Origin of the sequence: Kitasatospora sp. NPDC093102 (assembly GCF_040683915.1) — a bacterium.
Lineage (GTDB): Bacteria > Actinomycetota > Actinomycetes > Streptomycetales > Streptomycetaceae > Kitasatospora.
In genome coordinates this window covers 13,592-34,257 of sequence record NZ_JBFBFA010000006.1, presented here as the reverse complement: position 1 = coordinate 34,257, position 20,666 = coordinate 13,592, and the positions used below count along the sequence as shown (strand labels likewise).

The window sequence follows — 20,666 nt, the reverse complement described above, 5'->3', positions numbered from 1 at the left end:
CACCCGGCCGAACCGCCGACCATGCCCTTCGCCGACGCCAAGCAGGCCCTGCGGGACCGTGTCCACGCGCACCGGTCCGAGCTGCTCGCGCTCAGCCGCCGGATCCACGCCCACCCCGAGACCGCCTTCGAGGAGCACCGCGCGGCCGCCTGGTGCGCCGAACTGCTGCGCGCGCACGGGTACGCGGTCACCGCGCCGGCCCACGGCCTGGCCACCGCGTTCGACGCGCGCCTCGGCAGCGGGCCGGCCACCGTCGCGCTGGTCTGCGAGTACGACGCGCTGCCCGGGCTCGGCCACGCCTGCGGGCACAACCTGATCGCGGCCGCCGGGATCGGCGCGGCGCTCGGGCTCGCCCCGTTCGCGGACCGACTCGGGCTCACCGTCCGGGTGATCGGCGCGCCCGCCGAGGAGCGCGGGGCGGGCAAGGCGCTGCTGCTGGAGGCCGGGGCGTTCGACGGGGTGGACGCGGCGATGATGGTCCACCCCTGCCCCGTCGAGGTCGCCGACTTCCGCTCCTTCGCGCTCGGCACGCTGTCCGTCCGCTACACCGGGCGCGCCGCCCACCCGAGCCTCGACCCGCACCGGGGGCGCAACGCCGCCGACGCGCTCACCGTCGCCCAGGTCGCGATCGGGCTGCTGCGCCAGCAACTCCCGCCGCAGTGGCGGGTGCACGGCATCACCACGGCGGCCGGGACGGCGCCGAACCTGATCCCGGACAGCGCGAGCGCCGAGTACGAGATCCGGGCCTCGGTGGCCGAGGACCTCGCCGAACTGCGCTCCCGGGTCGAGGACTGCTTCCGCGCCGGGGCGCTCGCCACCGGTTGCGAGGTGGAGCTCACCCGGCCCGAGCCGGACTACCTGGACATGCGCTCCGACCCCCGGCTGCTGGCGCTGTGGCGGGCCAACGCGGCGGCGCTCGGCCGGCCGGAGCCGGTCGAGAGCGGGCCCTTCGCCTGTACGGACATGGGGAACGTGTCGCACGCGGTGCCGTCGATCCATCCGGTGCTGGACATCACCGGCGGCGTCTGCGCCCCGCACGAGGCGGCGTTCGCCGAGGCGGCGCTGGGCGCGGAGGCGGAGCGGGCGGTGCTGGACGGTGCGGTGGCGATGGCCTGGACGGCGGCGGACCTGGCGGCGAGTCGGGTGGCCGAGCCGACACCCGAGCCGGCGGCCGAGCCGGCGGCCGAGCCGCGCTGACCGACGGGTGACAGACGACAACTTTCAGCGAACAGATAACGAAATCTGTCATCTGACATCTGTTCGCTGAAAGTTGTCATCCGAAAGCCGTCCGTCGGCCCGTCCTCGCGCCCGCCTGTCCGCCCGCCCTCACCCGTCGAACAGCACCCCCGGCGCCACCCGCACCGCCGTCACGCCCAGCTCTCGCACCAGCGCCCCGGCGTCGGCCTCCTGCCACGGGTCGGCGAGCACCACGGCGGCGCCCGTCCGCAGCGGCCACAGGTACTCCCACAGCGGCAGGCCCAGGTGCAGCACCCGGTCGCCCGGCCCGAGCGGGTGGGCCGCCTGGAGCTCGCGCACCCGGCGGTCCGCCTCGGCGTGGGTGAGCCGGACGGCGGTCGGGCGCCCGCCCGGGCCGCACCCGACGCAGAGCAGGTGCTGCGGGGTGAGCGCCCGGGGCGGGTCGGTGGGCAGTTCGCCGCCCGTGTCCAACCCGGCCAGCGCCCCGGGCACCCCCTCCCCCAGCACGCAGACCGGAGCGTGCTCCGCGAGCAGCCGTTCCCGCCGCCCGGGGGTGTCCGCCGGATCCAGCGGCAGGTACGCCGCACCCGACTTCGCCACCGCCAGAAGCACCGTCAGCAGCTCCGCCGGACGCCGGACGGTCCCCAGGCCGACCACCGCGCCCGGACGGGCCCCACGGGCGGCCAGGGCGCGCGCCAGCCGGTTGGCCGAGACGTTCAACTCCCGGTAGCTGACGGTCTCCCCGTCCGCGAGCACCAGCGCCGACGCATCCGGCGTCCGGGCAGCCTGCGCCTCGACCGGCCCCACCACGGTGGTCGCCGGGTACCGCACCGCGCGACGAGGCAGCGGAGGCAGCTCGGACACCGAGGGCATCGACGGCATCGAGGACATCGAGGACGTCGAGGGCATCGGCGGCACGGAAGGCACCGAGGGCGGCACCGCGGTCGGCACCGCTCCGCGAGCCGCGTCCCGGACCGCGTCCCGAACCGCCCCGCCCATCCCCGCCGCCATCACGCCGCGCCCAGCAGCTCGGCCCAGGCCCGGATCGCCGGGCGCTCCGCGAGTTGGACGAACGCCACCTCGGCGCCGTCCTCCTGCCAACGCGCGGCGAGGGTCATCAGCCGGATGGAGTCCAGCCCCCAGTCGACCAGGTTCTCGTCCAGCGGGATCTCCGCCGGGTCCTCGCCGAGCAGATCGGCGACCTCGGCCAGGATCCGCTCCACCGTGAAGCCCGCGCCCGTCACTTCCCGCCCACCCCTTCGAGTTCCACGAGGTCCAAAACCCCCGGGACGCCCGAGGCGGCCGGCTCCGCGACCGGCCCCAGCGCCCCGAGCACGGCCTGCGCCGTGGTGACCATCCCGCAGCGTCCGGCCACCCAGGCCAGCGCGCCGCGGTGCTCGGCCGGGCCGAAGTCGGCGACCGCGTCGGCCACCACGAAGGCCTGCACGTCCCGCATCCAGGCGTCGCAGGCGGTGGCCTGCACCCCGATGTGCGCGTACACGCCGGTGATCACCAGCTGGTCCCGGCCCTGCTCGCGCAGCAGCTGTTCCAACTCGGTGCGCACGAAGGCGCTGTACTTCCACTTGGTGAGCACCGTGTCGCCCGGTGCCGGGGCGACGGCCTCGGCGATCGCGGTGGCCCGCGGGTCGTCCGGGATGCCCGGGCCCCAGAAGTCCTGCTGCAGCCCGCGCTCGGCCGGGCTCTGCCCGCCGAGCTGCGCCGAGTACACGACGGGGACGCCGACGGAGCCCGCGGCCCTTGCCAACTCCGCGACGTTGCCGAGGAGTTCGGGCACCGGAGCGGCCTCGGCGTCGAAGGCGTCCAGGAAGTGGTTCTGCAGGTCGTGCACCAGCAGGACGGCACGCGCCGGGTCCACCGTCCAGGCGACCCGGTTGGCGGGCAGCTCCCCGGCGGCGGGCATGGGATAGCGGGGAATGCGGGGCAGGCCCACGGTGGTGTTCCTTAAACTCGGTCCGGAAGACGGATGCGGACGGGAAGGGATCAGCCGGCGGTCAGCGAGGCTGCGATCGCGGCGCGCAGGTCCTTCTTGCTGACCTTCCCGATCCCGGTGGCCGGGAAGGCCGCGACGAACTCGACCCGGTCCGGCACCTTGTACTCGGCGAGTCCGCGCTGCCGCACGAACCGCTTCAACTCGACGCCCTTCGGTGGCCTTTCACGGTGATCGGCGCGCAGCACCACGTACGCGCAGGTGCGCTCTCCCAGGTACGGGTCGGGCATCGACACCACCGCCGCGTCGTGCACCGCGGGGTGCGCGAGCAGGTGGTTCTCGATCTCCTCGGCGGCGACCTTCTCGCCGCCCCGGTTGATCTGGTCCTTGGCCCGCCCCTCGACCACCAGGTGGCCGGTCGGGGTGCGCCGGACCAGGTCCCCGGTGCGGTAGAACCCGTCAGCGGTGAAGGAGCCGGCGTTGTGCGCGGGCGCGTTCCAGTAGCCGCGGATGGTGTACGGGCCGCGCGTGAGCAGGTGGCCGGTGGTGCCGTCGGGCAGGTCGCGGTCCTGGTCGTCCACCACCCGGACCTCGTCGTCCGGCGAGATCGGCCGGCCCTGGGTGGTGGTGACCAGATCCTCCGGGTCGTCCAGCCGGGTGTAGTTGACCAGTCCCTCGGCCATCCCGAACACCTGCTGGAGGGTGCAGCCGAGCACCGGCCGCACTCTCCGGGCCGCCTCCTCGCTGAACTTGGCGCCGCCGACGAGCAACACCTCCAGGCTCCCGTAGCCGCGGGCGCCGCGCTCGGCTGCGTCCAGCCAGAGCAGTGCGAGCGGCGGCACCAGCCCGGTGATGGTCACGCCCTCGCGCTCGATCAGCGGGAAGGCCGTTTCCGGGGCGGGCTTCGGGCAGAGCACCACCCGGCCGCCGGCGTACAGCGTGCCGAGCGAACCCGGCGAGCTGAGCGGGAAGTTGTGGGCGGCGGGCAGCACGCACAGGTAGACGCTGTCCGGGTCCTGCCCGCACAGCTCGACCGAGCCGCGCAGCGAGTAGATGTAGTCGTCGTGGGTGCGCGGGATCAGCTTCGGCACACCGGTGCTGCCGCCGGAGAGCTGGAGGAAGGCGACGTCCCCGGGGCCGGGCTCGCCGCCGAAGGCCTCCGGGCCGGGCCCGTCGCAGGGCACGTCCGCGAGCCGGACGTGCTCGCCCGGGTCCTCGCCGGCCACCAGCACCAGCCGCAGCCCGGGGTTCTCCGCCCTTACCCGGGCGGCGAGTTCGCGGTAGTCGTAGCCGCCCTCGACGGCCGGCACCACGTACGCCGCCGCCTCGGTGAAGGAGCAGAAGTACCCGATCTCGGCGTACCGGTGGGCGGGCAGCGCGAAGACCGGCAGCGCGCCGATCCGGAACAGCCCGAAGACGACCTCGAAGAACTCGGCGGCGTTGGGCAGTTGGACCACCACCCGGTCCCCGGGCCGGATGCCCCGGGCGAGCAGTCCGGCGGCCATCCGGTCGGCCCGGCGGTCGAGTTCGGCGTACGTCCAGCGCCGCTCCGTCGCCGCCACCGAGTGGCCGCCCGGGTCGACGACGGCGATCCGCTCGCCGTGCGCGGCGGCGCGCTCGCGCAGCATCCGCCCGAAGGTCTCGCCGCGCCAGTAACCGGCGGCCCGGTAGCGCTCGGCGAACTCGGCGGGGTACGGGGTGAAACCCACCCGAACGGTCTCCAGCGGCGTCACCGGGACACCCCCGCGGCGTCCAGGAAGGTGCGGAACTTGGCGCTGGTCTCGGCGAGTTCGGCCTCCGGCCGGGACTGCTCGACCACACCCGCCCCGGCGTACACCCGCAGCGTCCGCTCCTGCGCCTCGGCGCAGCGGATGGTGACCACCCACTCGCCGTCGCCGGTCGCGTCCTGCCAACCGACCATGCCGGTGTAGAGGCCGCGGTCGAAGGGCTCGACCTCGCCGATCACCCGGCGCGCGACGTCCGTCGGCGTGCCGCAGACCGCCGGGGTGGGGTGCAGCGCGCAGGCCAGTTCCAGGGCGGAGACCGCGGGGTCGGCCAGCTCGCCGCGGATCGTGGTGGCCAGGTGCCACATCGCGGCCGTCCGGACCAGGGTGGGCCGTTCGGGCACCTCCAGGGTGCGGCAGTACGGTGCCAGCGCCTCGCGGATGGCGTCCACCACGACGGCGTGCTCGTGCAGGTCCTTGGGCGACTCCAGCAGCGCGGCGGCGCGCCGGACGTCCTCGCCGAGGTCCTCGCTGCGCGGCACCGAGCCGGCCAGCGGGTTGGCCAGCACGGCCGTTCCCCGCTGGGAGAGCAGGAGTTCGGGGCTGGCACCGATCAGGGTGCGGCCGCCGCCTGCCGGGACGGCGAAGGTGTAGCCGCCCGGGTCGCGCCGGGCCAGCCGCTGCAGGACCGCGGGCAGGTCGAGCGGCTCGGTGGCGCTCAGCTCCAGCGTCCGGGCCAGCACCACCTTGCTCAACTCCCCGCCGCGCAGCCGCTTGACGGCCGCCGCTACGCCCGCACCGTACGTCTCCGGCGCGGGCACCGGGTCGATCCGCCAGTCGATCCGCTCGGCCGACGGCGCGGGCAGGGCGATCAGCGGGTCGTCGCGCAGCGCGCCGGCGGTGCGGACCCGGGCGGGGACGGAGAGTTCGACCCGGCTGTCCCGGTCGAACCCCACCGCGCCGACCACCAGTGGCCGGTCGACCCCGGCCCGGCCCGCCTCGGCCAGCGCCTCGGTGACCCGCACCGGCAGCGGCCGCCCGTCCTGCGGCACCCGGGCGTGCACACCGGAGCCGAGCAGGGTGCGGGTCGGCGAGGCGAAGAACGCCTCGTCGGAGCCGGCCCGGTACTGGCCGAGCAGTCCGCTGGCCGCGCCGATGACGGCGTCGTCCGGACCGTCGGCGAGGGAGGTCGCCGGGGCGTCGGGCCCGGCGGGTATCGGCCCGGCAGGGGCGTGGTGCACCGTGGTCACGGCGGTTTCTCCAGTCTGGGACGGTTCTACGGGAGGGCGAGGAGGAGGGGCGGGCGGAGCACCGCTCGGCTCCGCTCAGGCGCGCAGGGTCGCGCCGCCGTCGACGTACAGGTCGTGCATGGTGATGTGCCGCGCCCGGTCGGAGGCCAGGAACAGCACCGCCTCCGCGATGTCGGCGGGCGCGGCGATCCGCCCGAGCGGGATGCCGACCCGCCAGGCGCCCGGGTCACCCTCGATCACCCGGCGCTCGGCCGCCTCGGCGTCCTCGCCCCACAGCGCGCGCTGCATCTCGGTGTCGGTCGAGCCGGGCGACACCACGTTGCACCGCACCCCGGACCGGGCGAGTTCCAGCCCCAGACAGCGGGTGAACATGGTGGCCGCCGCCTTGGACGCCGCGTAGGCGGCCATCCCGGCCCGCGGTACCCCGGCGGCGTTGGACCCGACGGTCACGATCGCCCCGCGCCCGCGGGCCGCCATCCGACGGCCGGCGGCGCGGCTGGTGTGGAAGACGCCGGTGGTGTTGACGGCGAAGGTGTCCGCCCAGTCCCCGTCGGTGAGTTCGACGACCGGAGCGGTGCGCAGGATCCCCGCGACGTTCACCAGCGTGCCGATCGGCCCGAGCCGGCTTTCGACCGACTCCACGGCTCCGTCCACGGCCTGGGCGTCGGAGACGTCCAGCACGTACGGACGCACGGACGGCACCTCGGCCACCAGAGCGTCGAGCCTGCCGGCATCGCGGTCCACCGCCGCGACGACGGCTCCCTCGGCCACCAGCGCCCGTACCACGGCCGCGCCGATGCCCTGCCCGGCCCCGGTGACCATCGCGACGACACCGGCGAATTCGGACTGTTGCTGCACAGGACATCCCCTCCGACCAGCAAGATTAGGCAAGCCTAACCTAACATAACCGTTCGCCCGCGCCGAGAGCCTGTGCGAACGTCAACTCGGCCCGGCCGCCCCGCCTCGGACGCCCCGCCACCGGAAGCGCCCCCGGACACGACGAGGCCGCCCGGCCCCGGGTGTGGGGCGGGCGGCCTCGGTCGCCGGGCCTCGGCCCCAAGCTGCGGGGGGGGCGAGGCGGTGGAACAGGTCGAGGATCGGCAGGCCCGCCGGTTCCGTCGGCTTGACGCCACAGAATCCCGGCACGGACCGGGAGTTGTGCGCGTGGACGGTCCGGTGGCCGTAGCCGTCGCGCTCCCGGAGGGCGTTCCAGCGGCCGGACGGTTCCTCGGCCTCCACGCGGGTGGCGAGCACATCCGGGGGGGTGTGGCCACAGGGGGCCGGGTCGTGGTGGATGGCGAGGACGGCGTCGATGCCGGCCTCGGCGGGGCGCTGCGGGGAGAGCCGGTCGGCCGTCAGCCCTCGCGCCCGTCCGTGACGAGCGCCCTAGCGTGGTGCGGCGGGGGCCGTCGAAGCCTTCGCGGGCGCCGTCGGCGCCTTGGCGGGAGGCGTGGAAGCGGGAGTGGTGGAAGCGGGAGCGGCGGGGGCAGCCGGAGCCGAGGCAGGGGCCGCCGCGCCGGGGGCGGCCGGTGCCGGGGAGAGGCCGGTGCAGCCGCGCAGCCCGTCGCGGCGCTTGAGGGCGGCCTCGGCGGTGGCACCGGTGACCGGCTCCGGGATGCCCTTGTCGTCGATGGTGGCCGGGGTGAAGGCCTCGCCGGCCACCTTGCCGTCGGCGGTGAGGGTGAGGGTGGTGACGCCGGTCTCGTTGGAGTTGGCGTAGTTGGAGGTGCCGTACCAGAGAAAGTTGCCGAAGCCGTACCCGATGTACGTGTTGCCGAGCATGCCCGAGCCGACCATGGTGTGCGCGTGGGTGCCGACCACGGCGGTGGCGCCGGCGGCGGCGAGCTTCTTGGCGATGGTGGTCTGCGGACCGGTCGGACAGGCCTTGCCCTCGTCGCCCCAGTGCAGGTAGACGAGCACCACCGGGGCCTGCTGCTTCGCCGTCTCCACCGCTTTGACCAGCGCCGGGACGTCCAGTGCCGAGGCGATGCCCGGCTTGTTGGCGCCGGCCCGCCACTTCTGGTTGGTGATGTCCTCGACCTGGCTGGCGGCGACCACGGCGACCTTCACCCCGCGCACGGTGGTGACGTACGGGGCGTACGCCTCCTTGGCGTTGCGCCCGACGCCGACCACCGGGATCGGCGAGGAGTCCTTGGCGGCGAGGGTGTCGGTGAGGCCGTCGGCGCCGAAGTCCACGGCGTGGTTGTTGGCCATCGAGACGACGTCGACGCCGGAGTCCTTGAGCACCGACAGCGCCTTGGGCGAGGTGCGGAAGGTGTACGTCTTCGGCTCCGGGGCACCGCGCCCGGTGATCGCGGTCTCCAGGTTGAGGACGGACAGGTCGGCGTCGGCGAGGGCGTGGGAGATCGGGCCGAGCGCCGGCTCGGGCGGCTGGACGGCCAGCCGGGCCTCGGTGCGGCCCTCGAAGTGGACGTCCCCGGCGAAGGCGACGGTGATGGTGCCGTCGGGCCGGGGCGGGGCACTCTTGCCCGGGGCCGTGCCGGAGGGCGAGCCGTCCGGCGCCGAGGACGCGCTCGGCGGGACGGGGGCGGCGGAGGCCGGGGCCGGGTCGGGGTCGTCCGGCCCGCAGGCGGCGACGGCGGTCATCCCGACGAACAGTGCGACGGCGGCCGCGAAACGGCGCATGAGTGGATCCCCCCGAGGATGATGCAAGCGCGGTCAGCCTACGCCACCGAATCACCACCACCTGGACCCGAGCCCGCAACATTCCGGCCACAAAGGGAATCGGCGGGCCCCGCCCGGGCGGCGGCGGCCGCTCCCCGGAGGGGCCCCTTGGCCCACCCGTCCCAATCGCCCCGCCCGACCCGGCCACCGCGTCCCTGGCGCGCAGGCGGGCGGGGCGCGCAGCGTGGTGTCAGGGGGCGAGTTCCGCGCCGTAGGCCGGGAGGTGTGAGACGTGATGGGCAGCAATCAGCCCTCCCCCGTGGGCGGCGATCAGGCCTCCCCGGTGGGCGGCAGTCAGCCCTCCCCGACCCGGGCACGCCGGATCGTGGTCGGCATCGACGGTTCCGAGCCGTCGAAGGCGGCCCTGCACTGGGCGGTCGGCCAGGCCGTGCTGACCGGGGCGGCGGTGCACGCGGTGGCGGCCTGGGAGTACCCCTCGCTGTACGGGTGGTTCGCACCGATGGTGGACGACGGCTTCGAGCAGGCCGCCCGCCGCACGCTGAGCGCCGAGATCAACGAGATCCTCGGCCCGGACCACCCGGTGGAGGTCCGGCAGAGCCTGGTGCTCGGCCACGCCGCCGAGGTGCTGCTGGAGGCGGCCGAGGGGGCCGACCTGCTGGTGCTGGGCAGCCGGGGCCGGGGCACCTTCGCCCGGGCGCTGCTCGGCTCGGTGTCCACCCGCTGCGCGGTGCACGGGGTCTGCCCGGTGGTGATCGTCCGCGCCGACGGGACGGTCGGCGCCCCGTCGCAGGCCGTGGCCGTCGGCGTCGAACAGCAGGCCCGCGGCGCCGTGCGCACCAAGGACTGGCAGCTCAGCCTGCACGTGGTCGAGGACGAGGACACCACCCGGGTGCACGCCGTGCTGGACGCCGACGGCAACGTGCTGCACAGCGACACCCGCTCCCGCCGCAACCCCCGCGACGCACCGGCTCCGGAGGTCGGCGACGATTTCGCGGTCGGCCGTGCCCTGGTGGACCTCGGCCACCAGTTGCTGCGCGCCGGCGTCCACGGCGCCACCGGGCCCATCGAGGAGTGAGTGACCACCCACCCGCGGGTGAGCACCGGGCCTCGGCGTGCGCACCGACCGGTCGGGTACGCCATGCTGGATCACCACCGAACCGCCGTACCGCCCCTCCCGTGCCCCGACCGGAAGAACCGCACCCCGCCATGGACACCGACCCGGCCCCCGAACGCATCCCGGCCCCGGACTTCACCGCCGCTCCCGAACGCACCCGGACCGCGGACTTCACCCCCGCCGAGCGCGCCCGGGGCCGTGCGCTGCGCCGCGCCCAGCTGCCGTGGGCGCTGGGCGGCCGACTGGCGGGCCTGGCGCTGGCCCTGCTGCTCGGCCTCACCCCGGCCGGTGCCGCCCTGGTGACCGTCACCGGCGGCTGGTTCGGCGGCTCCCGGCCGGCCGGGGTGCTGGCCGGCGCGACGGCCCTGGTGTTGCTCGGCCAGGCGCTGCAACTGCCGTTCGGCGCCGGGGCGCGGGCGGTCCGGGCCCGGTACGGGCTGGTGACCCAGGGGTGGGCCGGCTGGGCGCTGGACGCCGTACGCGGCCTTGCGCTCACCCTCGTCCTCGTCCTCCCGCTCGTGCTCGGGCTGTTCGCACTGACCGCGTGGTCGCCGCGGCACTGGTGGCTGCCGGCGGCGGGCGCGGCGGCGCTGCTGACGGCCGCGCTCTCCTTCCTCCATCCGCTGCTGATCGAGCCGGTGTTCAACCGCTTCTCCCCGATGCCCCCGGGCGCGCTGCGCACCGCGCTGCTGGCGCTGGCCGAGCGGGACGGCGTCCAGGTGCGGGACGTCCTGGTGGCGGACGCCTCCCGCCGCACCACCGCGCTCAACGCGTACGTCTCCGGGTTCGGGGCGACCCGCCGGATCGTCGCGTACGACACGCTGCTGACCACCGCCGAACCGCGCGAGGTGGAGCTGGTGGTCGCACACGAGCTGGGGCACGTCAAGCACCGGGACGTGCCGGTCGGCACCGCGCTGGGCGCGGTCGGTGCGGCCGTCGCGGTGGTCGTCCTCGGCCTGCTCGCCGCCTGGCGGCCGCTGCTGGACGCCGCCGGGGCGACCGGCCCGGCGGACCCTCGGGCGCTGCCGCTGCTGGCGGCGCTCGCGGCGCTGCTGGGCGCGCTGTCGGGGCCGCCGCAGTGCGCGGTGAGCCGCCGGATCGAGGCCAGGGCGGACCGGCACGCGCTCGAACTGACCGGGGACGTCGAGCAGTTCGTGGCGATGCAGCGCAGACTGGCCGTGGCGAACGTCTCCGATGTCGACCCGCCGAGGGCGCTTGAGCTACTGTTCGCCACTCACCCGAGCGCGACCAGCCGGATCGCCGCTGCCCGTGCCTGGCAGGCCGCACCGGAGCAGCGGTCGCCGGAGCGGCGCGCAACCCCGGGCGAATCCGTTGTATAGTGCAACAAATATCGAGGAGATAGGAACGCCGTGCCCGGCCGCCAGTCGTCCATCGAGACCATCCAGCGCGAGCTGACCGCCTTCGCCCGCCGTGCCCGGCACAAGGCCTCCCAGCTGCACCCCGACCTGTCCCTGGTCACCTACAGCATCCTCGACCTGATCACCGAGCGCGGCGGCTGCCGGGCCGCCGACGTGGCCGCGTACTTCATGCTCGACAAGTCCACCGTCAGCCGACAGGTCACCGCCCTGGAGAAGCTCGGCCTGCTGGCCCGCGAGACCGACCCGGACGACCAGCGCGGCCAGATCCTGCGCGCCACCGAGGCCGGGCTCACCCTGCTGCGGGACGCCAACGAGCAGCGCCGGCTCTCCTTCACCGCGCGCTTCACCGACTGGTCGGACGAGGACGTCGCCCGCTTCGCCGACTACCTGGCCCGCTACGGCCAGGAGGGCTGACGGCGGCCCGCAGGACAGCCCGGCGCAGCGCCTCCGGGTGCGCTCCGCCACCTTCACGGTGTACAGAGGAGGAGTGCCCCTCCGGCAGCGTTCCGATGCGCCGCACCCACCGCCCGCGTCGCGTCCCCCCGATCGCCGCCGCGCCTGGCGGCCGGACCGCCGGGTGCTGACGGCGCTCGCGCTCGCGCTGATCGTGCTGATCACCGTGGTCGACATCCTCTCCCCACCGAATGTCCACCTCGGCCCGCTGCTGATCGTCGCCCCCGCCCTCACCGCCTCCTTCGCCGGCCCCCGGGCCACCGCCGCGGTCGCCGCGCTCGCGTTCGCCGCACTGAGCGTCATCGGCACCGTCCGCGAAGGTCTGACCAGCACCAACATCGAGACCCAGCTGGGCGCACAACTGGTCGTCTCGGTGCTGATCGTCGGCCTGCGGGTGCTGCGCGAGCGGCACGAGCTTGAGCTGGCCCGGGTGCGCTCGGTGTCCGAGGCTGCCCAGCGGGTGCTGCTGCGCCCACTGCCGGAGCGGATCGGACCGCTGCACCTGGCCTCCGTCTACCTGGCCGCCGAGGCCGAGGCGCAGGTCGGCGGCGACCTGTACGCGGCCGCCCGCACCACCACCGGCACCCGGTTGCTGGTCGGCGACGTGCGCGGCAAGGGCCTGTCCTCGCTCGGCGACGCGGCCCTGCTGCTCGGCGCCTTCCGCGCCGCCGCCCACCTGCACGCCGAGCTGCCCGACCTGGCGGCCTACCTGGACGGCAGCGTCAGCTGGGACCTCGCCCAGCTCGCCGAACAGTCCCGGCGGGACCGGCGCGACCGGCAGCACCGGCAGGCGCTGTCCGCGCTGCCCCGCCCCGCGCCGGAGGAGCTCCCCGAGGAGAGCAGCGAGTCCGGCGAGTCCTTCATCACCGCCGTTCTGCTCGACATCCCCGACGACGGCTCCCCGGTCCGCCTGATCGACTGCGGTCACCCGCCCCCGCTGTTGCTGCGCCCCGACGGCATCACCACCATCGCCGCCCGTCGCCCCGCCCCGCCGCTGGGCCTCGGCGAACTCGCGCCGGTGCGGTACGAGGCGGAGACCTTCCAGCTCCGGCCCGGCGACCGGCTGCTGATCTACACCGACGGCGTGATCGAGGCCCGCGACGCCCAGCGGCGCTTCTACCCGCTCACCGAACGCGTCACCGCCTGGCACGCCGAGCGCCCCACCGCCCTGCTCCAGCACCTGCGCCGCGACCTGCTCGCCCACGTCGGCGGCCGGCTGGACGACGATGCGGCCATGGTCGTGGTCGAGCGGCTGTCGTGAGGGCGAAGAACCCCGCGGGCAGACCGGCCCCCGCCCCTCGTCACGAGCCGAGCACACGACGGCCGATACGGCGGATGCGGCACGTCGAAGCAGCTCGTGGTCATCGACGGCGCCTGGGTCGCCCCAGCCGCCCTGCCCGCCCGGGCCGCGTCCTGCCGGCGGGCGGCGTTCAGGCGGGCCCGGGTCGGGTCGATGGGCGGCGGCTGCGGGACGACGGAGGCCGGCAGGACCAGGCCGCGCGCGTCGTACGGCTCGACTCGGTTCATGAACGCCTCGACGCAGGAGCGGGCCGGCGCGGCGCCACAGGACTCCAGGGCGCCGGTCAGCCACCTGCGCGCCCGCCCAGCCCTCCAGCTCCGAGCCCGAGGAGGGTGGCGGGCGCGACAACCGTCGCGTGGAGGACGCCGGGTGGCAGAGTCGGGCGAGAACATGCTGAGGCTCCTTTCCCTGGGGCCGGACGGCCCGGCTCGTGGTGCCTCAACGATGACCCCCACCGCTCCTCCCGCACCTGTACCGAACGGCACGACCTGAGCTGCGACACAGCGGTGCCCCCTGCCGATCGGCAGGGGGCACCGTCGTGTCGGCCGCAGCCCGCCCCGGCAGGGGTCAGGCCGTCACCCCAGGCCCCGTACGTACGGAGTCGTCGTGCTCAGCCAGGCGAAGCCGAGGCGCTGGAGGATGGGGCGGCTCTGGTCGCTCGCGTCGACCTGGAGGTACTGGTAGCCGAGCTCGGCCGCGAGGCGGGCACGGTGGGCGACGAGGGCGCGGTAGATGCCCCGGCCGCGCCAGTCGGGTGCGGTGCCGCCTCCCCAGAGCCCGGCGAACCCGGTGCCCGGGATCAGTTCCATCCGGGCGCCGCTGACCGGGCGGTCGCCGGCCATCGCGACGACCATGCTGACCGTCTCGGTGCCGTCGCGCAGGTGGTCGAGTATCCGCTCGCGAAGAGCGGGCTTCTCGGTGCCGAAGGCCTGTTCGTGGGCCTCCATCAGCAGGTCCACCCCGGCCGGGTCGGTCACCGGGAGCAACCGGACGCCCTCGGGCAGGGCGGCTCCGGTGGGCAGGTCCGCGATCCGGGCGATCATCAGTGCCTCGTCCGGCTCCGGGGTGAAACCGGCCGCCAGCAGTCGGGCGCCGAGGTCGGCGGGGAGGTCGTGGGAGTAGGCTTTCCACTCGAACTCCCGCCCGAGCTCGGCGAAGTGGTGCACCTGCGCGGCGATCGCCGCGTCCGCCCCGGCCTCGTCCAGGCCGGACCAGACCACGCCGTTCCAGCTGTGCTCCGGTCCCACCTGTCGGACCACCGCGCCGTCGCGTTCGACACGGCAGCCGGGGTCGGGCGGCGCGTTGCGCCGGAGCCGGTCGTCGAACAGTGCGAGCACCTCGTCATGGTTCATCCGCTCACTCCAACACGGCCCGGGAGCGCACGCCATCGAGTTTCCGTGCCACCGGCTGCGGGCGGCGCTCCCCAGCCGGCGTACGCTCCCCAGCCGGCGTGCGCTCCCCCGTCGGCTCGCGCTCCCCAGCCGCCCCACGGCCCCCGACGGGCTTGCGGTCCGCCACCCGCAGTCGGCCGGACCGGATCACCTCGCTCGGCGCCTCCGCCGCCACGATGGCGTCCAACAGGGACCGGGCTTCGGCGAGTTCGTCCATCTGCCGGGTGATCCGGGCGCGTTCCCTGGCCAGGCCGGCGAGCAGCTCGGGGCAGGTCGGGCCGGGAGGGCGCTGCCCCGGGAGCGGCAGGCCGTGGAGGATCCCGGCGATCACGGCGCTGTTGAGGCCGGCCGCGAGGAGGGTGCGGATGCCGCGGACGGTGTCCACGTCCGGCTCGCCGTACTCGCGGTAGCCGCTGGGGCGGCGTTCGGGGGTGAGCAGCCCCTGCTCTTCGTAGTACCGCAGGGCGCGCGGGGTGACGCCGGTACGCCGGGCGAGTTCTCCGATCCGCATCGCGGACACCTCCTCGGTGGATCCTCCACCATGACTCTCCGCCTTGACTCTGCCGTCGGCGTGAAGGTCTAGCGTAACTGCCGTGCCGAACGAACGATCTACCTCAACCACCCCTGCCCGTACCGCCGTTGCCGTACTCGGCCTGGGCCCTATGGGCCGGGTGCTGGCCGGGGCGCTGCTGGCCGCCGGCCATCCGGTCGCCGTGTGGAACCGCACGCCGGGCCGGGACTCCGAACCGCTCGCCCTCGGCGCGCGGTCGGCCGCGAGCGCCGCCGAGGCGGTGGCGGGCGCCCCGCTCGTCCTGCTCTGCGTCCGCGACCAGCCGGCCGCCCAGGCCGTACTGGAGGCCGCCGGGACGGCGCTGGGCGGCCGGACCGTCGTCAACGCCACCTCGATCGCGCCGGGCGACGCGCGGGCGAACGCCGCCGACGCCGAGGCCCGGGGCTTCCGTCTGCTGAACGCCGCGATCCTCACCCCCACCCCGACCATCGGCCGCCCGGAGGGCACCGTCCTGCTGAGCGGCGACGCCGAGGCCTTCGCCGCCCACGAGGAGACGCTGCGGGCGCTGGGCACCGTACGCCACGTGGGCACGGACCCGGGCCGGGCGGCGGCCTTCGACGCGGCCCTGCTCGACCTGTTCTGGACCACCGTGCACGGCTACCTGCACGCCCTGGCGCTGGCCCGCGCCGAGGGCATCACCGGCGCCGAACTCGCGCCGTACGCCCAGGGGTTGCCACGCATGCTGCCGCCGCTGATCGACCGTTTCGCCCAGCGCGCGGACGACCGCCGGCATCCGGGCGACCACAGCAGCCTCGCCTCCGCCGAGGCCGGGCTGGCACACGTCGCGCACACCGCCCGGGCGCACGGCCTGGACACCTCCCTACTGGACGCGGCGCTCGCGGTCACCAGGCGGGCGGTCGGGGCCGGGCACGGCTCGGACGGGGTGTCCGCCCTGGTCGAGCTGCTCGCCACATAGCCGGAGCACCAGGCGGCCTACTGCGCCAGGTACCCGCCGTCCACCGGCAGCACGGCCCCGGTGACGAAGGACGCGTCGTCGGAGGCGAGGAAGAGGACGGCCGCCGCCACCTCCGCCGGGTCGCCGAGCCGGCCCATCGGGTGCAGCTTCTCGATCGCCGCGAGGTACTCGGGACCGCCGGGCTCGTCGTGCAGCCGGGCGACGCGCTCGGTGGTGATGGTGCCGGGGGCGACGGCGTTGACCCGGATGCCGCGATCGGCCCATTCGACGGCGAGGTGCTTGGTGAGACCGGAGGCGACGAACTTGGCGGGCCCGTACACCGCCTGGCCGCGCTGGCCGGCCTCGCCGGAGATGGAGGAGAGGCAGACGATCGAGCCGCCGGGCCGCTCCTGTGCGGTCATCGCCTCGATCGCGTACTTGCAGGTGAGGAACATGCCGCGACCGTCCACCGCCATCACGCGGTCCCAGTCCTCGGCGGTGGCCTCGGTGATCTCCATCAGCGGGATGACCCCGGCGTTGGCCACCAGGACGTCCAGCCGCCCGTGCCGCTCGACGGCGGCCGCCACCATCCGGCGGGCGTCCTCGCCCCGGGCCACGTCGCCGACCACCGTGCTGAGGGCGCCCGGGAGTTGATCGGCCAGCCGGTCCAGCCCGGCCGCGTCCACATCGGTGGCGACCACCGACGCGCCCTCCCTGAGGAAGCGTTCGGCGACGGCCCGCCCAATGCCGCTGGCCGCGCCCGTCACCACGCAGGATCGGCCCGCCAGCCGCCCGCCACCCACCGCGCTCTCGCTCGCCATGCGACGGACTCTACCGACCGCGGAGCCATCGCCCCATCCGCCGACCGGACGATCGTCGGGGCACGACCGTCCATCGGCCACTGGACATGACTCGCTGTTGCCGAACCGTTGCGATACCGGAGGTGGCGACGATGCCCGTTCCCATACGATCGTGTGAACGCTGCGCCAACGGGGGGCACCTGTCGTGCGGCCGGTCCGAACGCCCGTAGCACGACACGCGGGCCGGGCAAGGCGCGGCGGCACCGCCCACCGTCCGCGCCCGGGGTGGGCATCGAAGTCGACGACCACGGCGAGAACTGGGGGGTTCACGCATGAGTACACCTGCGGCCAACGGCCACTTCACCGTCGATATCGGGGCACTGCGCAACGCGGAGACGGCGGTGAACGGCATGGCCCTGAACAGCACCACCACCGGCAAGACGGCGGACGAGGCGACCAACGCCGCCGCGTCGGCCCACCAGAGCTGGGACACCGCCGGAGCGCTGCGCGACGCGCTCTCCGAATGGCACCACCAGATGGACCAGTTGATCGGCCGGCTGCGCCAGGACAGCGTCGCGATGGAACAGACCGTCTCGAACTACAGCAGCACCGACCTGTCCATCGCCGACGCCATGAAGCAGAAGTGACCATGCTCGGATACGAAGACGTGCTCAACGCCGACCACGCCTCCCTCGGCACGGCGGCGGCCAAGTGGCGCGAGATGACCCAGAAGCTCCACACGTTGGAGACCGACTACGACCGGGACGTGCTCTCGGTCACCCGCAACGGCCAGTGGACCGGCGGCACAGCCGCCATGGCCAGGTTCCAGATGACCGGCACCAAGGGCCAGATCAAGGACGCCCAGGTCGAGGCGAACGCCATGGCCTCGCTGCTCGACGACGCGAAGGCGGACTTCGAGGCGGCGGCGAAGCAGCTCCGCGACACTGCCGCCGGTGCGGTCAAGGACGGCTACAAGGTCACCGGCACCGGGGTCGCCGTCCTGGACACCAGCAAGCTCGACAAGGCGACCCTGGACGACCTGCGCCACGACAAGGGCACCATGGACGCCTACAACGCGGCCGCCGAGAAGTGGACCAAGGCGATCGCGGCCGCCGTCAAGGCCGCCACCGACGCCGACCGGCGGGCCGCCGTCGCGCTGCGCAAGGCCTCGAAGGCCGGCGACCCGGACTACAGCTTCAACGGAAAGGCACTGGGCGGCGGAGACGCCGTCGACGCGCAGCGCGCCGCCGACCTGGCCAGCCGACTCGACAGCCTCACCTCCGACGAGCGTGACCTGCTGGCGAACCTGATGCGGGCCAACGCCGACAGCCCCGAGTTCTCCCGGACCCTGCTCGACAGGGTCGGGCCCGACGGCATGCTGCACCTCGCACAGCAACTGGAAGCCCCCGGCGGGGACGCCGGCAAGAAAGCCGTCTACCCGGGACTCCAGACCGACCTCGCCCGGGCCCTCGCCTCCGCCACCCAGGACCCGAACACCGACTTCTACCGCAACTGGCGGGAGCAGACGAAGAAGCTCGGGGAGAAGAACTACGGCTCCAACACCGAGCCGGTGTACGGCTACCAGCTCCTCACCACCCTGATGGCCAAGGGCGACGCCAAGTACTCCGCGCCCTTCCTGAGCAACCTCGCCGACGACATCACCGCCAGCGAGAAGGCACACCCCGGCCGGTGGAGCTACCGGGCGAACCACTTCGGCGACGCGCTCGGCGCCGACCCGCTGGACACCGTGCTCTCCATCATGAGCCGCCACCCCGACACGGCCACCGCCTACCTGGACCCGGCCGCGGACGGTGGCAACGACCGGCTGCACTACCTGCTGAAGGAACGACAGTGGCCGCAGGGCTATCTCGGCGCGGCCCACCTGCCGGATCCGCTCTCGCAGAGCGGCCTGGCCGCGGCGCTCGAAGCCGCCGCAACCGGCGAGCCGCCCGGCACCCCGCACGACGGCAAGCACACCGAGGCGCAGGCCCGGGTCATGCACGGGACCCTCGTCGCCCTGGACGAGGGCATGGGCGGTGAATCGATCAACGAGAGGCTGCGCCGCCCGGTCGCCGCCGCGCTCGCGGACTATGCCTCGGACACGCACGAACTGCTCGGTCTCCGCAACGACTTCTACAACCGCCGCACCGAGCACGATTCTGTGTGGACGGACGGTGACACAGTCCGGATGTCGATCGGCCAGGACCAGTTGGTCCGAGTCATGCGCGGATTGTCCGACGATCCGGCCGCCTACGCCGCATTGCACCGGGCGGAGACCGAGATGATCGCCCGGGACCTGGGAAACCTCGAACCGAACGCCTCGGCCTCGGCCATCAAGGACGCAGCGACCAAGGGCGGGTCCGCATTGGGTGCCTTCGACGCGATCCGCACCGACATAGCCCTGGACGTGCGTGACGACAAGAACGCCGAGGCCGACTGGAAGGCCAAGGCCCTCTACCATCTGATCGGCGCTCCGATCACGCCGGGCATCAAGATCGGGGAGGAGCGCATGTTCGGCGACGTCGCCCAGCGGATCGTCGACACCTGGATCTACGACCTCGACCTTCAGGACAGGTCCCACAACGAGTCCGAAGCCAAGGCCCGTGTGTCCGATCTCAAGCTGAACGGCGCCAAGGAAACCACCGATTTGCTCGGCTACTGGGCCCAGGGCCGGGGTATCAGCCCCGAGGACCCACTCATCAACTCCCTCCAGACCGACGTTCTGAACAGCCAGGTCTCCTCAAGCACGCTGACCGGCCATTACCTCGGCCGGGGGAACGTCTGATGTGGGCGGCACTCAAGCGCCACCGGGTCTTGGCCGGGATCCTCACGCTGGTGGTGGCGATCGCGGTCGGCGTCGGCGGCTGGTGGTTCTTCGTGCGGAACGACCCGGACCGCGACTGCGCCGGGCTGCGCACCGACGCCGGCGTCCGGACGACGCTCGGCCCGGACTGGCGCGCCGACCTGCCGTGCGGCGAACTCGCGGACGGGCTGCGCCGGGCCACCACCGGCGACCGGCCCGGCGTGCACACCGTGGAACAGGCCAACGCGATGCTCACCATAGTCAAGGCGCTCGGCAAGCGTGAGGACCACCACGTCCACCCAGCCGTCCGCCGCCCACTCGCCGAGGCCCTCGCCGACTACGCCGCCGACACCCATGTCATGCTGGCCGGGCCGAACTTCGCCTATGGCGAGCACGAGCGGGGAGGCGACGGGGCAGCCTGGCAGGACGAGAAGGGCGTCCACTTCGTCGTCTATGACCTTCTTCTGCTCCGAGCCATGCGCGGCCTCTCCGAGGACCCGACCGCGTACGCCGTCCTGCGCACTGCCGACCTGCGGAAGGCCGCCGAAGGCTTCGCCGCGATCGGGGCGAACGTCACGGAGAGCGAGGTCCGCTACCGGGCCATCGCCGCCGCCCTGCCCGCCGGGGGGTTCGACGCCATTGCCGACGATGTGCTGCACAGGCGCGACACCGGCTCCGGCCGCACCTGGCTGACCACCGCGCGCGCCCGCCTTCAGGCCGAGAAGGCGAGCCCCGCACCGGACTTCGCCACCGACCGGGCCGGGGCGCTGACGGCCGGCTCGCTCGCCAAACTCTCCGCGGCGGCCCCGGACGGGTACGACGGTCTTCTCCCCTGGTCGTCCCAGACCCAGGATCTGCTGACCGCTTGGGCCGAGGCCTCCCACGCGAGCCTCAGCCCGTCCTTCCTGGAATCGCTCCGGACCGAGGCTTCTGCCAGCACCCAAACCGGGCGGACGAAGCCAACGGTCAACCACCCGAGGCCGTGGTAGTTCCATCCGTCACCACCCCACGCTGCACGCACTTCCGTTGCCAACAGCCGAGCGGCGGCCGGGACCGTACTGACGGTCCCGGCCGCCGCTCGGCCGTTGTGCGGGAGCTACACCCGCGCGTCGGTGGCCGGCGCCTGCGCCACCGGAAGGTCCGGCTGCGGGTGAAAACGGAGGTAGAACGGGCAGGCGTGGACAGGACGGGCGCC

Annotated in this window: 18 protein-coding genes and 1 pseudogene; 9 read left to right on the top strand and 10 right to left on the bottom strand. The window is 74.2% G+C overall.

All coding sequences use genetic code 11. The features are described from left to right. Positions 1 to 21 precede the first annotated feature (21 nt). Positions 22 to 1,197 (top strand): amidohydrolase, encoded by a 1,176-nt coding sequence (locus AB0O11_RS10875; protein WP_363384689.1) that lies wholly within the window; start codon positions 22 to 24, stop codon positions 1,195 to 1,197. A gap of 129 nt (positions 1,198 to 1,326) precedes the next feature. Here AB0O11_RS10875 and AB0O11_RS10870 read toward each other — a convergent pair whose 3' ends face one another. The 7 genes from AB0O11_RS10870 to AB0O11_RS10840 form a co-directional block, all read right to left on the bottom strand. Then, on the bottom strand, positions 1,327 to 2,106 hold the full coding sequence (locus AB0O11_RS10870; protein ID WP_363384061.1) for an AMP-binding protein: 780 nt from the start codon (positions 2,104 to 2,106) through the stop codon (positions 1,327 to 1,329). Positions 2,107 to 2,207: 101 nt separating this feature from the next. Beyond that, positions 2,208 to 2,441, bottom strand: a complete 234-nt coding sequence (locus AB0O11_RS10865; RefSeq protein ID WP_363384060.1) for a phosphopantetheine-binding protein — start codon at positions 2,439 to 2,441, stop codon at positions 2,208 to 2,210. Next, positions 2,438 to 3,148, bottom strand: a complete 711-nt coding sequence (locus tag AB0O11_RS10860) for an isochorismatase family protein (RefSeq protein ID WP_363384058.1) — start codon at positions 3,146 to 3,148, stop codon at positions 2,438 to 2,440. Before AB0O11_RS10860 ends, AB0O11_RS10865 begins: the two co-directional genes overlap by 4 nt. Before the next feature lie 50 nt (positions 3,149 to 3,198). Further along, positions 3,199 to 4,854, bottom strand: coding sequence for a (2,3-dihydroxybenzoyl)adenylate synthase (locus AB0O11_RS10855; RefSeq protein WP_363384057.1), 1,656 nt, complete (start codon positions 4,852 to 4,854; stop codon positions 3,199 to 3,201). Positions 4,855 to 4,874: 20 nt separating this feature from the next. Then, positions 4,875 to 6,026 (bottom strand): isochorismate synthase DhbC, encoded by a 1,152-nt coding sequence (gene dhbC / locus AB0O11_RS10850; RefSeq protein ID WP_363384686.1) that lies wholly within the window; start codon positions 6,024 to 6,026, stop codon positions 4,875 to 4,877. 168 nt (positions 6,027 to 6,194) lie between these two features. Beyond that, on the bottom strand, positions 6,195 to 6,977 hold the full coding sequence (locus AB0O11_RS10845) for a 2,3-dihydro-2,3-dihydroxybenzoate dehydrogenase (protein ID WP_363384056.1): 783 nt from the start codon (positions 6,975 to 6,977) through the stop codon (positions 6,195 to 6,197). 528 nt (positions 6,978 to 7,505) lie between these two features. Beyond that, entirely contained in the window at positions 7,506 to 8,765 is a 1,260-nt protein-coding gene (locus AB0O11_RS10840; RefSeq protein WP_363384055.1) for a CapA family protein, read from the bottom strand. A 274-nt stretch (positions 8,766 to 9,039) separates the two neighbouring features. Between AB0O11_RS10840 and AB0O11_RS10835 the strand changes: the two genes are divergently transcribed. The 4 genes from AB0O11_RS10835 (at position 9,040) to AB0O11_RS10820 (ending at position 12,972) form a co-directional block, all read left to right on the top strand. After that, a complete protein-coding gene (locus AB0O11_RS10835) occupies positions 9,040 to 9,840 on the top strand; it encodes a universal stress protein (protein ID WP_363384054.1) in 801 nt (266 codons plus the stop codon). Positions 9,841 to 9,941: 101 nt separating this feature from the next. Continuing rightward, entirely contained in the window at positions 9,942 to 11,219 is a 1,278-nt protein-coding gene (locus AB0O11_RS10830; protein WP_363384053.1) for a M48 family metalloprotease, read from the top strand. Between the two features lie 30 nt (positions 11,220 to 11,249). After that, a complete protein-coding gene (locus tag AB0O11_RS10825) occupies positions 11,250 to 11,672 on the top strand; it encodes a MarR family transcriptional regulator (RefSeq protein ID WP_049651037.1) in 423 nt (140 codons plus the stop codon). 163 nt (positions 11,673 to 11,835) lie between these two features. Next, positions 11,836 to 12,972, top strand: coding sequence for a PP2C family protein-serine/threonine phosphatase (locus AB0O11_RS10820; RefSeq protein ID WP_363384051.1), 1,137 nt, complete (start codon positions 11,836 to 11,838; stop codon positions 12,970 to 12,972). A 614-nt stretch (positions 12,973 to 13,586) separates the two neighbouring features. Here the strand turns inward: AB0O11_RS10820 and AB0O11_RS10815 are convergent. Together AB0O11_RS10815 and AB0O11_RS10810 are read right to left on the bottom strand one after the other, a co-directional pair. Continuing rightward, entirely contained in the window at positions 13,587 to 14,363 is a 777-nt protein-coding gene (locus AB0O11_RS10815) for a GNAT family N-acetyltransferase (protein WP_363384049.1), read from the bottom strand. 196 nt (positions 14,364 to 14,559) lie between these two features. After that, a pseudogene (locus AB0O11_RS10810) lies at positions 14,560 to 14,913 on the bottom strand (MerR family transcriptional regulator); the annotation flags it as partial. 82 nt (positions 14,914 to 14,995) lie between these two features. Here AB0O11_RS10810 and AB0O11_RS10805 point away from each other — a divergent pair. Beyond that, complete coding sequence (locus AB0O11_RS10805; protein ID WP_363384048.1) at positions 14,996 to 15,889, top strand: NAD(P)-binding domain-containing protein; 894 nt, start codon at positions 14,996 to 14,998, stop codon at positions 15,887 to 15,889. A 17-nt stretch (positions 15,890 to 15,906) separates the two neighbouring features. Here AB0O11_RS10805 and AB0O11_RS10800 read toward each other — a convergent pair whose 3' ends face one another. Continuing rightward, positions 15,907 to 16,689, bottom strand: coding sequence for an SDR family NAD(P)-dependent oxidoreductase (locus AB0O11_RS10800; protein WP_363384046.1), 783 nt, complete (start codon positions 16,687 to 16,689; stop codon positions 15,907 to 15,909). Positions 16,690 to 17,000: 311 nt separating this feature from the next. Here AB0O11_RS10800 and AB0O11_RS10795 point away from each other — a divergent pair, with 311 nt between their 5' ends. The 3 genes from AB0O11_RS10795 to AB0O11_RS10785 are packed head-to-tail and all read left to right on the top strand — an operon-like array spanning position 17,001 to position 20,460. Continuing rightward, a complete protein-coding gene (locus tag AB0O11_RS10795) occupies positions 17,001 to 17,315 on the top strand; it encodes a hypothetical protein (RefSeq protein WP_363384044.1) in 315 nt (104 codons plus the stop codon). A 2-nt stretch (positions 17,316 to 17,317) separates the two neighbouring features. Continuing rightward, a complete protein-coding gene (locus tag AB0O11_RS10790; RefSeq protein WP_363384042.1) occupies positions 17,318 to 19,453 on the top strand; it encodes a DUF6571 family protein in 2,136 nt (711 codons plus the stop codon). Then, on the top strand, positions 19,453 to 20,460 hold the full coding sequence (locus tag AB0O11_RS10785; RefSeq protein ID WP_363384040.1) for a hypothetical protein: 1,008 nt from the start codon (positions 19,453 to 19,455) through the stop codon (positions 20,458 to 20,460). Before AB0O11_RS10790 ends, AB0O11_RS10785 begins: the two co-directional genes overlap by 1 nt. The last annotated feature ends 206 nt before the right edge of the window (positions 20,461 to 20,666 follow it).

Excerpts from the sequence above, each read along its gene's own strand:
- AB0O11_RS10800 (WP_363384046.1), bottom strand. The coding sequence starts at position 16,689 with ATGGCGAGCGAGAGCGCGGTGGGTGGCGGGCGGCTGGCGGGCCGATCC.
- AB0O11_RS10790 (WP_363384042.1), top strand. The coding sequence starts at position 17,318 with ATGCTCGGATACGAAGACGTGCTCAACGCCGACCACGCCTCCCTCGGC.
- AB0O11_RS10840 (WP_363384055.1), bottom strand. The coding sequence starts at position 8,765 with ATGCGCCGTTTCGCGGCCGCCGTCGCACTGTTCGTCGGGATGACCGCC.
- AB0O11_RS10870 (WP_363384061.1), bottom strand. The coding sequence starts at position 2,106 with ATGCCCTCGACGTCCTCGATGTCCTCGATGCCGTCGATGCCCTCGGTG.
- AB0O11_RS10815 (WP_363384049.1), bottom strand. The coding sequence starts at position 14,363 with ATGAACCATGACGAGGTGCTCGCACTGTTCGACGACCGGCTCCGGCGC.
- AB0O11_RS10875 (WP_363384689.1), top strand. The coding sequence starts at position 22 with ATGCCCTTCGCCGACGCCAAGCAGGCCCTGCGGGACCGTGTCCACGCG.
- AB0O11_RS10835 (WP_363384054.1), top strand. The coding sequence starts at position 9,040 with ATGGGCAGCAATCAGCCCTCCCCCGTGGGCGGCGATCAGGCCTCCCCG.
- AB0O11_RS10795 (WP_363384044.1), top strand. The coding sequence starts at position 17,001 with ATGAGTACACCTGCGGCCAACGGCCACTTCACCGTCGATATCGGGGCA.
- AB0O11_RS10785 (WP_363384040.1), top strand. The coding sequence starts at position 19,453 with ATGTGGGCGGCACTCAAGCGCCACCGGGTCTTGGCCGGGATCCTCACG.